This window comes from Arthrobacter globiformis, from assembly GCF_030815865.1.
Classification (GTDB): Bacteria; Actinomycetota; Actinomycetes; order Actinomycetales; family Micrococcaceae; genus Arthrobacter; species Arthrobacter globiformis_B.
Genome location: NZ_JAUSXI010000001.1, coordinates 5007684 through 5021380, shown reverse-complemented (window position 1 = coordinate 5021380; position 13697 = coordinate 5007684). Strand labels below are relative to the sequence as shown.

At 67.6% G+C, this 13697-nt stretch carries 13 protein-coding genes; 7 read left to right on the top strand and 6 right to left on the bottom strand.

Annotated elements, in window-relative coordinates; all coding sequences use genetic code 11:
* The first annotated feature begins 2 nt into the window (after window positions 1-2).
* The 4 genes from QFZ33_RS23465 to QFZ33_RS23450 all read left to right on the top strand — a co-directional run bounded on the left by QFZ33_RS23465 (window position 3) and on the right by QFZ33_RS23450 (window position 5049).
* Window positions 3-689 (top strand): nucleotide exchange factor GrpE, encoded by a 687-nt coding sequence (locus QFZ33_RS23465; RefSeq protein ID WP_307031480.1) that lies wholly within the window; start codon window positions 3-5, stop codon window positions 687-689.
* Window positions 690-771: 82 nt separating this feature from the next.
* Window positions 772-1749, top strand: coding sequence for a DnaJ C-terminal domain-containing protein (locus tag QFZ33_RS23460; protein ID WP_307031477.1), 978 nt, complete (start codon window positions 772-774; stop codon window positions 1747-1749).
* Window positions 1750-1764: 15 nt separating this feature from the next.
* Window positions 1765-2187, top strand: coding sequence for a heat shock protein transcriptional repressor HspR (locus tag QFZ33_RS23455; protein ID WP_307031475.1), 423 nt, complete (start codon window positions 1765-1767; stop codon window positions 2185-2187).
* Window positions 2188-2331: 144 nt separating this feature from the next.
* Window positions 2332-5049, top strand: a complete 2718-nt coding sequence (locus QFZ33_RS23450) for a PEP/pyruvate-binding domain-containing protein (protein ID WP_307031473.1) — start codon at window positions 2332-2334, stop codon at window positions 5047-5049.
* A 116-nt stretch (window positions 5050-5165) separates the two neighbouring features.
* Here the strand turns inward: QFZ33_RS23450 and QFZ33_RS23445 are convergent, their stop codons facing one another.
* From QFZ33_RS23445 to QFZ33_RS23425, 5 genes are all read right to left on the bottom strand, one after another.
* Window positions 5166-6122 (bottom strand): D-2-hydroxyacid dehydrogenase family protein, encoded by a 957-nt coding sequence (locus tag QFZ33_RS23445; RefSeq protein WP_307031472.1) that lies wholly within the window; start codon window positions 6120-6122, stop codon window positions 5166-5168.
* 92 nt (window positions 6123-6214) lie between these two features.
* Window positions 6215-6607 carry a universal stress protein gene (locus QFZ33_RS23440; RefSeq protein WP_307031470.1) on the bottom strand — a complete coding sequence of 131 codons (393 nt, stop codon included), beginning with the start codon at window positions 6605-6607 and terminating at the stop codon, window positions 6215-6217.
* Window positions 6604-8280, bottom strand: a complete 1677-nt coding sequence (locus QFZ33_RS23435) for a tripartite tricarboxylate transporter permease (RefSeq protein WP_307031468.1) — start codon at window positions 8278-8280, stop codon at window positions 6604-6606. Before QFZ33_RS23435 ends, QFZ33_RS23440 begins: the two co-directional genes overlap by 4 nt.
* Window positions 8281-8784 (bottom strand): tripartite tricarboxylate transporter TctB family protein, encoded by a 504-nt coding sequence (locus tag QFZ33_RS23430; RefSeq protein ID WP_307031466.1) that lies wholly within the window; start codon window positions 8782-8784, stop codon window positions 8281-8283. It lies immediately after the preceding gene.
* Window positions 8781-9791, bottom strand: a complete 1011-nt coding sequence (locus QFZ33_RS23425; RefSeq protein WP_214845592.1) for a Bug family tripartite tricarboxylate transporter substrate binding protein — start codon at window positions 9789-9791, stop codon at window positions 8781-8783. Before QFZ33_RS23425 ends, QFZ33_RS23430 begins: the two co-directional genes overlap by 4 nt.
* Window positions 9792-10070: 279 nt before the next feature.
* Between QFZ33_RS23425 and QFZ33_RS23420 the strand changes: the two genes are divergently transcribed.
* The gene (locus QFZ33_RS23420) at window positions 10071-11645 is read left to right on the top strand and encodes a sensor histidine kinase (RefSeq protein WP_307031979.1); all 1575 of its coding nucleotides are present in this window, start codon (window positions 10071-10073) and stop codon (window positions 11643-11645) included.
* A 12-nt stretch (window positions 11646-11657) separates the two neighbouring features.
* A complete protein-coding gene (locus QFZ33_RS23415; RefSeq protein ID WP_307031463.1) occupies window positions 11658-12326 on the top strand; it encodes a response regulator in 669 nt (222 codons plus the stop codon).
* A 33-nt stretch (window positions 12327-12359) separates the two neighbouring features.
* Here QFZ33_RS23415 and QFZ33_RS23410 read toward each other — a convergent pair whose 3' ends face one another.
* A complete protein-coding gene (locus QFZ33_RS23410; RefSeq protein WP_307031461.1) occupies window positions 12360-12941 on the bottom strand; it encodes an adenylate kinase in 582 nt (193 codons plus the stop codon).
* A 184-nt stretch (window positions 12942-13125) separates the two neighbouring features.
* Here QFZ33_RS23410 and QFZ33_RS23405 point away from each other — a divergent pair, with 184 nt between their 5' ends.
* Window positions 13126-13683: a cysteine hydrolase family protein gene (locus tag QFZ33_RS23405; RefSeq protein WP_307031460.1), complete on the top strand. Its 558-nt coding sequence runs from the start codon at window positions 13126-13128 to the stop codon at window positions 13681-13683.
* Window positions 13684-13697 lie beyond the last annotated feature (14 nt).

Sequence of the window (13697 nt, the reverse complement as noted above, 5' to 3'; positions counted from 1 at the left end):
CCATGCCGCATCACGGTAACGAAGAAGAGCACAACTCTTCCCGAGACCAGGGCAGCAACCGCGACGAGCCGATCATCCGGGACCACCGCAAGGTGGACCCGGTGACCGGGGAAGCCCGGCACCCGGAGGGCGGACAGTCCTCTCCGCCGGAAGCCGGCGCTTCTGCGGATTCCGACGGCGACGCCCTCGCCCAGGCTGAGGAAATCCTCAACCAGGTCGAGGTTCCCGCCGAGGAGTCCGTGGCGCAGGGAGTTTCGGCAGGCTCAACCACCGGCGCCGAGGCGGCGGAGCTGAAGAACGACCTGCTCCGCCTGCAGGCTGAGTACGTCAACTACCGCAAGCGCGTTGAACGCGACCGCGCCGTGGCAGGGGAGATGGCCGTCATCGGCGTGCTGAACTCCTTGCTGCCGGTACTGGACGACGTCGACGCCGCCCGCCAGCACGGCGACCTCGCGGACGGCCCGTTCGCCGCGATCGCCACCAAGCTGGAGAACGCGCTGAAGACGTACGGCCTGACCCGCATCGATGAGACCGGCGTGGAGTTCGATCCGACCATCCACGAGGCCCTCATCCAGCAGCCCGGCGATGACATCGAGGTTGACACCGTCAGCCAGGTGCTCCGCTCCGGCTACAAGTCAGGTGAGCGGGTCCTCCGGGCTGCGCAGGTGATTGTGGCTGTACCGGCGTAGATTTACTTCGGTGGTTGAGCTTGTCGAAACCGGGTTTCGACAAGCTCAACCACCGACCCGTAACTTTTGAAAGGAAACGCCATTGGCTAGCCAGGACTGGGTGGACAAGGACTTCTATAAGATCCTTGGTATTGCCAAGGACGCTTCCGACGCTGACATCAAGAAGGCTTACCGGAAGCTCGCGCGGCAATACCACCCTGATACGAACTCCGGGGATACTGCTGCGGAGAAGAAGTTCAAGGACATCTCCGAGGCGTACTCCGTTCTGTCGGATCCTGATGAGCGGCAGCAGTATGACGCCATCCGGGCCATGGGCGGCGGCGCGCGCTTTGCCCCGCACGGCGCGGGCAGCACCGCGAACGGCGGCTTCGAGGACCTCTTCGGCGGCCTGTTCACCGGCGGCGGTGGCCGCCAGTCCGGCGGGTTCAGCCCCGCTGGCGGCGTCCCGCCCGAGTTCGCCGACCTGTTCGGCGGCGGTTTCGGTGGCGGCCCGGCGGGCTACCAGCGCGCCCCCCAGAAGGGCGCCGACCGGACGGCCAGCACCAGCATCTCCTTCGCCGGGTCCATCCGCGGAACCACCATCGGGCTGCGTGAACCGGACGGCGAGGTGATCGACGTCCGGGTGCCCGCGGGCATCAAGGACGGCCAGAAGGTGCGCGTCCGCGGCAAGGGCCAGTACGGCCCGGCGGGCAACGGCGACCTGCTGGTCACCGTCAACGTCAAGAGCCATGACTTCTACACGCGCGACGGCGACAACCTCCGGATCCATGTGCCCGTCTCGTTCCCGGAAGCTGCTTTGGGCGCCGACATCGAGGTTCCCACGATCGACGGCGAACACGTCCGGGTCCGCGTTCCCGCCGGCACTCCGTCGGGGCGCACGCTCCGGGTGAAGGGCCGCGGCGTAAAGACGTCGAAGGCTACAGGTGACCTGCTGGTGACCATCGACGTCGCCGTACCGCAAAACCTGAGCAAGGAAGCCGAGGAGGCCGTGAAAGCATTTGCGGCCGCCACCACCGGCGCGGACGTCCGCCAGGGCCTGGCAGCCAAGGCCCGGCTTTAGCGACGGGTGCCGGCCTTGGACATCAACTTCGATCAGCCGATCTTCGTCATCTCGGTGGCCGCCGAGCTCGCCGAGATGCACCCGCAGACGCTCCGCCAGTACGACCGGCTGGGCATCGTCTCGCCCAGCAGGGCGCCGGGCAAGTCCCGCCGCTACTCCCAGCGGGACGTGAACCGGCTCCGTGAGGTGCAGCGGCTATCCCATGAGGGCGTATCGCTCGAGGGGATCAAACGCATCCTGGAGCTCGAAAACCAGGTTGCTGCCCTGCAGCACCGGGTGACCGAGCTGACCGAGGAACTGTCCCGCCGTCGTGCGCCGCTGGAATCCCGGATTTTCGCCGCCGGCACCGCCGGGGACGTGGTGAGCCTGGCGCGCGGCCAGCGGCCCCGGCCCCGTTCGCAGGCTGTAGTGGTGTGGCGGCCGCGGGGCGACGCCTAGCCAGCTCCCCTTTGTAGCCATTCCCGCTGGCCTTCCCCCATTGCCAGAATCGCGGGCAGTGCCAAAGATAGGGTGCAGCGCCGGAATGGGGTCACCAGCCGCAATGCCGCGGTCCCGGCTCCCGGACAGAAGGGACGCGGGGTCATGACCTACATCAAGGACTTTGACCAGCTGGGACGCAGTGATTTGGACGAGGTAGGCGGCAAGGGTGCCAACCTCGGCGACCTGGCCCGGGCCGGTTTTCCGGTGCCGCCTGGTTTCGTACTCACCACGCTGGCCTATCAGGACTTCGTCAACGCCAATGGGATCGCCGGCCGCATCCTCGAGCTCGCCGCCCTTCCCGCCGGCGCTTCGAACGACGACTACGAGGCCGCCGCGCGGCAGATCCGCTCCCTGTTCGCCGAGAGCGCGATGCCCGAGGAGATTGGCGCCGAACTCCGCGCAGCCTACGGCCGGCTGAGCCACCAGGCGGCGGCCCTAGGAGAAGTGGCCGGTGGAGAGTCCAGCGGCGACCACGCCGCGCGGGTGGCGGTGCGTTCCTCGGCCACAGCGGAGGACCTCGCCTCGGCCAGCTTCGCCGGCCAGCAGGACACGTACCTGAACGTCGCCGGGCCAGACGCCGTCGCCGCCGCCGTCATCAACTGCTGGGCGTCGCTGTGGAATGCCCGCGCCATGGCGTACCGCGCAAGAAACGGCTTTGATTCGTCCACGGTGCGCCTCGCGGTGGTAATCCAGGAGATGGTCGACGCCGAGGCCGCCGGCGTGCTGTTCACCGCCAACCCCGCCACCGGCCGCCGCGACGAGGTAGTGATCAGCGCCGCCTGGGGGCTGGGTGAATCCGTGGTCAGCGGGACCGTCAGCACGGACGACGTCATAGTGGATGCCGCGACGGGCCGGGTAGGGCAGCGCCGGACGGCGGACAAAGACGTCATGACGGTCTACGACGGAACGGGCACCAAGGAGCAGCCGGTGCCCGAAGGTAAACGCAGGGCGCCCGTGCTCGGGGACGACGCGGCGGCCGCGCTGGCCCGGCAGGGAACGGCCGTTGCGCAGCACTTCGGGGTGCCCCATGACATCGAGTGGGCGCAGGCGGCAGGGGACTTCTTCATCCTGCAGGCCCGTCCCATCACCGCGCTGCCCGAGCCCTCGGCCGATGCTCCGACGGAGTGGCCGCTGCCCTATCCGAACGGGATGTACTTCCGGGCCAGCATCGTCGAGCAGCTGCCCGACCCGTTGTCGCCCCTGTTCGCCGACCTCATCGACGGCGCCGTGGTGCGGTCGCTGAACGCCCTGCTGAACGAGGCATTCGGCAAGAGCGTGGTCCGGCCCGGGGACGTCTCGCTGCCCACCGTCAACGGCTACGCGTACTACTACTACAACAGCGCCGGAATGCGGCGGGTCATGGGCAGGTCGCTGACGGCGATGCGGGCGCTGGCGCAGGGCAAGGCCCACATGGGGATTAAGGGCTGGCGCGACCACTCGCACCCGACGTACCGCGGACTCGTGAAGTTCTGGGCGGCCAAACAGCCGGCGGACCGTCCTGCCCCTGAACTGCTGGAGGGCATTTCCGCGCTGCTGGACGCGGGCGCGGCGTATTACACCGCGGTGCAGTCGATCATCCCCATCGCCGCAACCAGCGAGATCATGTTCCGGAGCTACTACGACAAGCTCGTCCGGCAGGCCGGCGACCCGTCCGCGGAGGTCTTCCTCCTCGGCTACGACAGCGAGCCCATCCGCGCGGAGAAATCCCTGTATGACCTGGCGGTGTGGACGCGCGAAAGGCCGCAGCTTGCCTCGGCCATCACGGAGGGATCAGCGGCCGGCATCGCCGCAGCTCTCCGCAGCGGCACGCCTCCCTCAGGGCCCGGCGGAGGCGCGGGCGTGGATCAGGGCCAGTGGGACGAGTGGCGTTCCCGCCTCCAGCGGCACCTGGACCGTTACGGGCACGCCGTCTACAACCTTGACTTCGTCAACCCTGTGCCGGCGGATGACCCCTCCGCCCTGCTCGAGACCCTGAGGTACTTCGTGCGGGGGCAGGGGAAGGATCCGTATGAGCGCCAGCAGCGGTCTGCCGACCGGCGGGAGGAGCAGAGCCAGCTGATCAGCACCAGGCTGGGGCCGCGCCGCCGCGCCGTCTTCCGCAGGTTGCTGCGTTGGGCGCAGAAAGCGGCGCCCGTCCGTGAGGACGCACTGGCCGACGTCGGACTGGCCTGGCCGCTGATGCGCCGGATGCTGCTGGAACTAGGGGAGCGGCTGACGGCCTCGGGCGTCATCGCCACTCCGTCCGACATCTTCTGGCTACGCTTCGACGAGCTCCGCAACGCCATCGAGTTCGGTCTGGCCGCGCCGGGCGCGGCCATCACCGGCACGGACCGGCCCGTGCGGGCAGAAGCCGTTGAGCAGCGCAAGATGCTGTGGCGGGGGCAGCGGAAAGCCTCGGCCCCGCAACTGCTGCCCGAAAGCCGCTGGATGGAGCGTGCGTTTGGCAGCATGATGCCCGCACGTACCCAGCAACTGGCGGGGGACGTCATTACCGGCGTCGGCGCCAGCTCTGGACACGTGAGCGCACCGGCCCGGCTGCTGCACGGCCCCGACGACTTTGCCAGCATGCAGCCGGGCGAGGTGCTGGTGGCGCGCATGACCACCCCCGCCTGGACACCGCTGTTTGCGATGGCGGCCGGCGTGGTCACGGACGTTGGCGGCCCACTGAGCCACAGCTCGATCGTCGCCCGGGAGTACGGCATCCCCGCCGTCCTGGGAACGGGCGTGGCCACCCAGCGCGTGGCCAGCGGACAGCAGGTGACGGTCGACGGCGACGCCGGCACCGTCACGCTCGACGGTTCCGGTTGCCGTCGGGCGTGACGGTGCGCTTGAAGGTGCGGGCAACCGTCCAACTAGGTAGCACTTCAGGGCGTTCTCAGGGCTGGGAACGCCCTGAAGTGCTACCCACTTTTCGTTGTCTCCGAGTCAGCTTCTTCCTACGGCGTCAGCACCCGGATCGGGGAGCCGTCCAGCCATGCGGTGACGTCCTCGAGGGCGCCGCCGAAGAAGGCCCGGTAGCTGGCGTCGGTCACATATCCCAGGTGCGGAGCCAGCAGGGTCCGTGGCGCGCCAAGGAGGGGATGGCCGGCCGGCAGCGGTTCCTGATCGAACACGTCGAGCGCCGCTCCGCGGATCCATCCCTCATGCAGTGCGGTGACCAGCGCCTGCTGCTCCACCAGGGGACCGCGGGCAGTATTCACCAGCACGCCGTCCGGGCCGAGCAGCCGCAGTTCACGTTCACCGACTGTTCCCGCCGAACGCGCCGACAGCCGCAGATGCAGGGACACGACGTCGGACCACCGGAACAACTCGTCTTTGCCGACCTTCCGGGCGCCTGCCGCCGCGGCGGCCTCTTCGGTCAGGTTCTGGCTCCAGGCCAGTACCTCCATCCCGAAGGCCAGGCCGTAGCTGGCGATCCGCTTCCCGATTTTCCCCAGCCCTACAATCCCGAGGGTCTTGCCGGCCAGTTCGAAGCCGACGCCGGTCTGCCAGCGCCCCTCACGCAGGGCGGCTTCCTCCTGTGTCAGGTCCCTGGCAAACGCCAGCAGCAGCGCCCATGCCAGTTCGGGCGCAGCCGTGGGGGAGCCGTCCGTTCCGCAGACGGTGATCCCCAGCCGTGCAGCTGCCTCCACATCGATCGAGGCGTTGGCGGCACCGGTGGTGACCAGCAGTTTCAGCCGGGGCAGCTGTTCGAGGATCCGGCCGGGAAAGGCCGTTCGCTCCCGCATGGCAATGATGATGCTGGCGTCCTGCAGCGTTTCCACAACCTCCGCTTCGGTGGCGAGGTGCTGGTTGAACACGGTGACATCGACGCCACGCTGTTCGAGGGAGCTCCAGTCGGCGAAGCTGTGGGCCACGCGCTGGTAGTCATCGAGAATCGCGAGCTGCTGCATGCTGTCCTTCTGCCTTAAGACCAAAGAGGCAGGAACCCGCCGGAGCGGGCCCCTACCTCTTGAGGCTAGTCGAGTGGTGCCTGGTTGCGGGACTAGCTGGCCTTGACGGCCAGCACCGGACAGGATGCCTCCAGCAGGATCTGCTGCGCAGCACTGCCCATGATCAGCTTGCCTACGGGAGTGCGGCGCCGGAGGCCGATCACAATAAGTTCAGCCCGGTACTTCTCCGCCGCCTCCAGCACCTCGTTGGCCGCATCGTTGCCGCGCACCGGCTGCAGGACCAGATGCTCAATCCCTTCCCGGTCCAGCCGCTCCGTCAATGCGGAAATGTCCTCAGCCTGGGCGTAGCGCTTGTCAACGATGGCGTCTCCCCGGGAGGAGTTGATGATGACCAGACGGCTCTGGTTCTTCTGGGCCTCAGTGATGGCCCGATCCAGGGCTGCGGTGCCCTCGGCCGTGGGGATATAGCCGACAATGATGCTCACGATTTCTCCTGTCCGTGGTTGGCATGGGTGGCGTCCGCGCGGCGGCGGCCTGCATCAGGCCCCCGATCAGCGGGTGCCTCAGCAGCAGGCGCCTCGACGGAGGGTGCGGCAGCGGGTCCGGCGGCGGGTCCGTCAACAGCAGGTCCCTCAACAGCAGGTCCGCCGGCAACGACGAGCCCGCCCGTCCGGGGACGCCGGGCGCGCCAGAGCCGTGCCGCCAGCGGCCAGAGGAGTACCAGTGCCACGATGATGTAGACCACGACGGCGATCGGTTCGTTCCACAGGCCGGACACGTCGCCGGCGCTCAGCTGCAGCGCCTGGCGGAGCTGCTTTTCGAGGCGAGGTCCCAGGATCACGCCGAGGATGAGCGGCAGGACAGGCAGCCCGTAGCGGCGCATCATGAAGCCAAGCGCGCCCAGGACCAGCAGGAGCATGAGGTCGAACGCCTGCAGGTTCACCGAGTAGGCGCCCAGCGTGGCGAAGAAGAGGATGCCGGCGTACAAGTAGGGGCGCGGCAGCCGGAGCAGCTTCGCCCAGACCGGGGCCAGGGGGAGGTTGACCAGCAGCAGCAGGAAGTTGCCGATGAACAAACTGGCGATCAGCGCCCATACCAGCGGACCCTCGTTTTGGAACAGGAGCGGCCCCGGCTGGATGCCGAACTGGGTGAAGGCGGCCAGCATGACGGCGGCGGTGGCGTTGGTCGGCAGGCCAAGGGCCAGCATCGGGGTCAGGGTGCCGGCTGCGGCCGCATTGTTGGCTGCCTCGGGCCCGGCGACGCCTTCGATGGCGCCCTTGCCGAACTCCTCGGGGTGCTTGGAGAGCCGCTTCTCGGTCACATAGGAGAGGAAGGTGGGGATCTCGGCGCCGCCGGCGGGCAGCGCGCCGAAGGGGAAACCGAGGGCAGTGCCGCGCAGCCACGGCTTCCAGGACCGCTTCCAGTCCTCCTTGCCCATCCACGGCCTGCCGACCGGGATGATCTGCAGCGGGGTGCGGCGCAGGTGCGCCGCCACCCACAGGGCTTCACCGACGGCGAAGATCGCCACGGCGATCACGACGACGTCGAGGCCGTCGGAGAGCAGCGGCAAGCCGAAGGTGAGGCGGGCCTGGCCGGATACGAAGTCGAGGCCGACGAGGCCGATTGCCAGACCGAGTCCAAGGGACGCGAAGCCGCGCAGCTTGGACGAGCCCAGGACGGCGGTGACGGCGAGCAGGGCCAGGACCATGATGGCGAAGTAGCTTGGGGCGCCAAGGCTCACGGCGAACTGCACGACGATCGGGGCGAAGACCACAAGGAGCGCGGTGCCGATGGCGCCGGCGACGAACGAGCCGATGGCCGCCGTCGCCAATGCCTGGGCAGCCTTGCCGGCCTTTGCCATCAGGTTGCCCTCGATGGCGGTGATCACCGAGGACGACTCGCCGGGGGTGTTAAGCAGGATCGAGGTGGTGGAACCGCCGAACATGCCGCCGTAGTAGATGCCGGCAAACATAATGAACGCGCTGGTCGGTTCAAGGACGGTGGCCACCGGGAGCAGCAGTGCCACGGTCATCGCCGGGCCGATGCCGGGCAGGACGCCGACGGCGGTGCCCAGGATGACGCCGATCAGGGCGTACAGGAGGTTCATGGGGGTCAGCGCGGTCGCGAACCCGTCCATGAGTGAGGACAGGACGTCCATCTAGAGAATCCCTTCAAGGAGCCCGGCGGGAAGGGCGATGCCCAAGCCGAGGTAGAAGCCGTAGAAGGTCAGGAGCGCCAGAGCCAGGGAGATCAGTCCGTCGCGGACGTAATGGCGGCTTCCGAGCGCCCAAACGCTGCCCCAGAAGAGCACCGTTCCGGAGATGACCCAGCCGGCCCAGTCGATCAGCAGGATGTTGGCGATGAAGGCGCCAGCCAGAGGTAGGACGGTCTTCCAGTCGCTCGGGTGGGTCAGGTCGACGTCCTCGCCGGCCTCGGCCTCACCGCTTCCGCCCCGGAGAACGTTCACTGCCAGCAATACGGCGCAGATGAGCAGGAGTCCTCCCACGATCATCGGCAGGGCCTTGGGGCCTACCGGATCCGACTGGGAATACGGCACAACCAGGCGCGCTGCGTCAATGAGGACCAGGACGCCGACCGCCCCGAGCAGGGCTGCGACACCCAGCTCGGAGCGGCCCTTGAGGCGGGAGGCCAAGGAGGTCACGCCAGGCCGAGCTTCGTCAGAACGTCGGCAACGCGCTTGTCCTGGTCGGTGAGGAAGGACTTGAATTCGTCACCCGTGACGAAGGCGTCGGTCCAGCCCCGCGTCTTCAGCGTCTCCTTCCAGGATGCTGATTCATGCATCTTCTCCAGGGTGGCGATCAGGGCGTCGCGGTCGGCGTCGCTGATGCCGGGAGGGGCCACGATGCCGCGCCAGTTGGTGAAGACCAGGTCGATGTTGGATTCCTTGAGCGTGGGGGCGTCCACTCCCTCAAGCCGGTTCTCGCCACTGGTTGCCAGGACCCGGATATCGCCTGCCTTGATCTGCTGGATGTATTCACCGGCGCCGGAAGCCGCGAAGCCCAGCTTGTTGCCGATAATGGCCGGAAGCAGATCGCCGCCGCCGTCGTAGGAAACGAAGTTAACCTTCTTGGCATCGATGCCGACGGCACCGGCGAGCTGCATCGGCAGGAGGTGGTCCGGGCCGCCGGCTGAGGAACCGCCGCCGACGCTGACCTTGGACGGGTCCTTCTTCCACGCCGTCACCAGATCGTCGATGGTCTTGTACGGCGAGTCCTTGGAGACCATGATGGCGCCGGGCTCTTCGATGAGCCGGGCCAGCGGGGTGGTGTCGGTCAGCTTCGACTGGGACTTGTTGGTGTAGCTTGCGCCGACGACGCCAAGGCCCATGAGCATGGCGAGGTCGCCGTTGCCCTTTTCGTTGACGATGCGTGCCAGGCCAACGGTGCCGCCGGCGCCGGCCAGGTTGAAGACCTCGGGGTTGGTGGCAAGCTTCTCGTCCTCGAGAACCTTCGCCGCGGCGCGCGCCGTGGTGTCGTAGCCGCCGCCGGGCGTGTTCGGCACCATGATGCGAAGCCCGGCAAGGGGTGCGGTGCTTGCTCCGCTCGTGGAGGGGCCGGCGGCAGTCTTGCCGGTTGCTCCGCAGCCGGACGCCATCAGGGCGATGCCTGCGGCTACTGCGGCCACGCGCAGTGCGCTCATTCCGCGCATGTTGTTCCTCTTCTCGTTTTTGATCCGTTTGATCGGGTGCTTCCGATGCTAGGGCCGAACGTGACGGGGCTCACGCTTGTGTAAGCAGAGAAAGTTAAGTTCATTTCGTTCACGTTTCCGGCCCCCAACCAAGTTGCCCATGAGGCGTCCCGTACAGGGTCCAGGCGCTGCGGACTCCGCGGAACACAGCGCCCAAAGTCCGGTAGCGTGTCCCGTATAGTTCACCCCCCACCCGCGAACCCACAGGAAGAACAGCAGCACATGACTCGACGGCGAGGAATGTCCCTTGCGGGGCAGTATCTTCGGCTGCAGCTCCTGATTGTGCTGGCCGTGCTGGTGGCCGTGGTGGCGATTTCGCTGGCCCAGTCGGCGGCAGCTTTTGAACGGGTCGAGGGCCGACGGGCTCTTTCTGCTGCGGAGACGCTGGCGGCTACCCCCGCGGTGCGAAGCCTCCTGCCGGATGCCCAGCCGCAAAGCGGATCGGTGCTTCCCTCGGTGTCCGAAGCGGTGCGCACGATTTCGGGGTCCTCCCAGGTTGCGCTGGCCCGGTCCGACCGGACGATGGTGACGTCGTCGGATCCGTCTCTGGTGGGCCACCAGCTGGAACTCGGCGACAGTGCGGTGATGTCCGGGCGGGCATGGACCGGGGTGGTCGGAACCGGGGCAGAGGAGGCCGTGGTGGCCCACGTGCCGGTGCTGGACGACGCCGGCAAGATGGTAGGGATCGCCGTCGTCGGTAGGAGCTACCCCTCGGTGCTCGAGCGGCTGGGCGATGCCGTCCCGAACCTGCTGACCTACCTGGGAGTGGCGAGCGTCCTGGGCGTGGCAGGCTCGCTCCTGCTGGCCCGCCGCGTCAAACGCCAGACGCTGGGTATGGAGCCGGACGAGATCACCGGCCTCGTGGAGAACCGGGAGGCGATGCTGCACGGGCTCAAGGAAGGCGTGGTGGCGCTGGACCCCCAGCAGCGGATCACGGTGGTCAACGACAGTGCGCGGAGCCTGCTGGGTCTGCCGAACGACTGCGTCGGGAAGAATCTGGCCGCTCTAGAGGTGCCGTCGGCGCTGCGCGAGGTCCTCACCCAGGACCAGCCCGGCCCGGACCGGCTGGTCTTGGTGGGGGAAAAGCTGGTGGTCTTGAACCGGATGCCGATGCGCTCGCACGGACGCGTGATTGGCTCCGTCACCACCCTCCGCGACCGGACGGAGCTGGCTTCGCTGGAACGCGAGCTGGGCACGACGCGGACGGCCACCGACACCCTCCGGGCGCAGGCACACGAGTTCGCCAACCAGCTGCACACGATCTCCGGCCTGATCCAGATCGGCGAGTATGACGCCGTCGTCCAGTTCGTCAATGGCACTACGTCGAACCGGACCCGCCTGAACGACGACGTGACCAGCAGGATCGAGGACCCCGCCCTCGCCGCACTGCTGATTGCCAAATCGAGCCTCGCCGCGGAGCGCGGGGTGTCCCTGCAGCTCGCCGAGGAATCCCGGCTGGGCAAGGTGGATGAGGAACTGTCCCGCGACCTGACCACCGTGGTGGGCAACCTGGTGGACAACGCACTCGATGCGGTCACCAACACCGCCGAAGCGAAGGTCGAGGTACTGATCGGAGAGAACGACGGCGGCGTGCGGGTTGACGTACAGGACTCGGGACCGGGGGTCCCGGTGGAGGTCATGGACGACATTTTCCGGCAGGGGTTCAGTACCAAGAATTCGCCCGACGGCGGCCGCGGCTACGGCCTTGCGCTCGCCAGGGTGGTCTGCCAGCGGCGCGGCGGCCGGCTCGCCGTGCGGAACGACCACGGTGCGGTGTTTACGGCACTGCTGATGCGCAAAACTGCCGATGCTTAGGGAGGAGCGGCCTTGATCAAGGTACTTATCGTCGACGACGACTTCATGGTGGCCAAAGTCCACGCCGGCTTTATCCAGCGCACGACGGGGTTTGCCGTCGTCGGAGTGGCGAACACGGGCGCGCAGGCGGTGCTGGAGACCGAACGGCTGCAACCGGACCTGGTGCTGCTGGACATCCACCTGCCCGACGTCAACGGCCTGGACCTGATGCACCAACTGCGCGAAGTGGCGCCCGAGCTGGACGTGCTGGTGATCAGCGCCGCGCGCGAGGTGGAGACGGTGCGGAAGGCGCTCCGCGGCGGCATAGTGCACTACCTGATCAAGCCGTTTTCCCAGACCGACCTGCAGGAGCGGCTGGAGCACTACCGCACCACCTACCAGAGCCTCGATTCGTCCAAAGATGTGGCGGAGCAGTCGGACGTCAACCGCGTGTTTGGGCTGGAACGCGCGGACCGGCCGCTGCCGAAGGGCTGCAGCGCAGAGACGCTCCAGGTAGTGGAGAAGGCGCTGCGCTCCGGTGGCGGCGACGTGTCGGCCGCAGAACTGGCTGTGCAGGTGGGGACGTCGCGCGTCAGCGCGCGCCGCTACCTGGAGTACCTCAACGACGAGGGGCTGGTGGACGTGACGCTCAAGTATGGCGTCGGACGCCCCGAGCGGAGGTATGTGTGGAAGGCCGGGTGAGCCGCCCGCTGTTCAGGGCTGTGTCCAGGGTGTTCAGGGCTGCGCCCTGACGGCTTCGATGCCCTGCAGTGCGCTCACGGTGACCCCGTCAATGTCCGCCGTGCCGTCGACGCTCACCAGCAGGCTGCGCCGGCCGTAGCGCGCGATGACCGGTTCCGTTTCCCGCCGGTACAGCTCCAGCCGGTGGCGGATGACGTCTTCAGTATCGTCGCCCCTCCCTTCGGCCTCGGCGCGGAGCAGTAGCCGCCGGACGATCTCATCGTCGTCGGCGGTAATTTCCACCACGGCATCGAGCTTGGTCCCGGTGGCGTCCAGGATGCCGTCGAGGTCGTCCATCTGGCTCACGGTGCGCGGGTAGCCGTCCAGGAGGAAGCCGTTCCTCGCGTCCCGTTCCTGCAGCCGGTCCCGCAGCATGGCGGTGGTGAGATTATCCGGGACGAGGTTGCCGGCGTCGAGGAATTCCTTGATTTCCCGGCCCAAGGGTGAACCGTTGGCCAGATGGCTGCGGAACATGTCGCCGGTGGAGATCTCCGGGATGTGCAGTTGTCCGCTGAGCCGGTGCGCCTGGGTGCCCTTGCCTGAGCCGGGCGGGCCGATGAGCAGGATGCGGGTCATGCTTTTGGTCCGATCTGCCGAGAAAGCACGCTAGGGCTATTCTTCCGCCCGCCCGCTCCGCCTGCAATGGGTGGGTAATCATGCCGGGGGTATTCCCAACTTCCCGGGTGTTCCCAACGGCGGCGGCGGCTCCTACGCTGGGACCCACCATCAAGGAGCTCATTATGACCATGCCGAGACGCTCATGACCACGCTGCCGGACCGGCCCAACACCGCCCTGATGGTGCTTGATGTGCAGCAGGGGGTGGTGGCCGAAGCGCACCAGCGGGACGCCGTGGTGGCCAACATCGCAGCACTGGTGGACAGGGCACGCGAAGCCGGGGTTCCGGTCGTCTGGGTCCAGCATTCCGATGACCGGCTGGAGAAGGGGAGCGAGGCCTGGGAGTATGTGCCCGAGCTGGGGCGGCGCGGCGAGCAGGAACCGGTGGTGCACAAGTCATTCAGCGACGCCTTTGATGACACCGATCTGGAGCAGGTGCTGGCTGCCGCGGCGGTGGGCCGGCTGGTGGTCGCCGGAGCTCAGACGGACGAATGCATCAGGTCCACAATCCACGGGGCGTTCGTCCGCGGCTACGACGTTACGCTGGTCAGCGACGCCCACACTACCGAGGACCTGACCGAATGGGGTGCCCCACCGCCGGACCAGGTCATTGCCTTCACGAACCTCTACTGGAAATACCACCAAGGGCCGGGCCGGACCGCCGCCGTGGAAGAGACCAGGGACGTCACCTTCAGCGGCTGAACCGGACTGAGCCG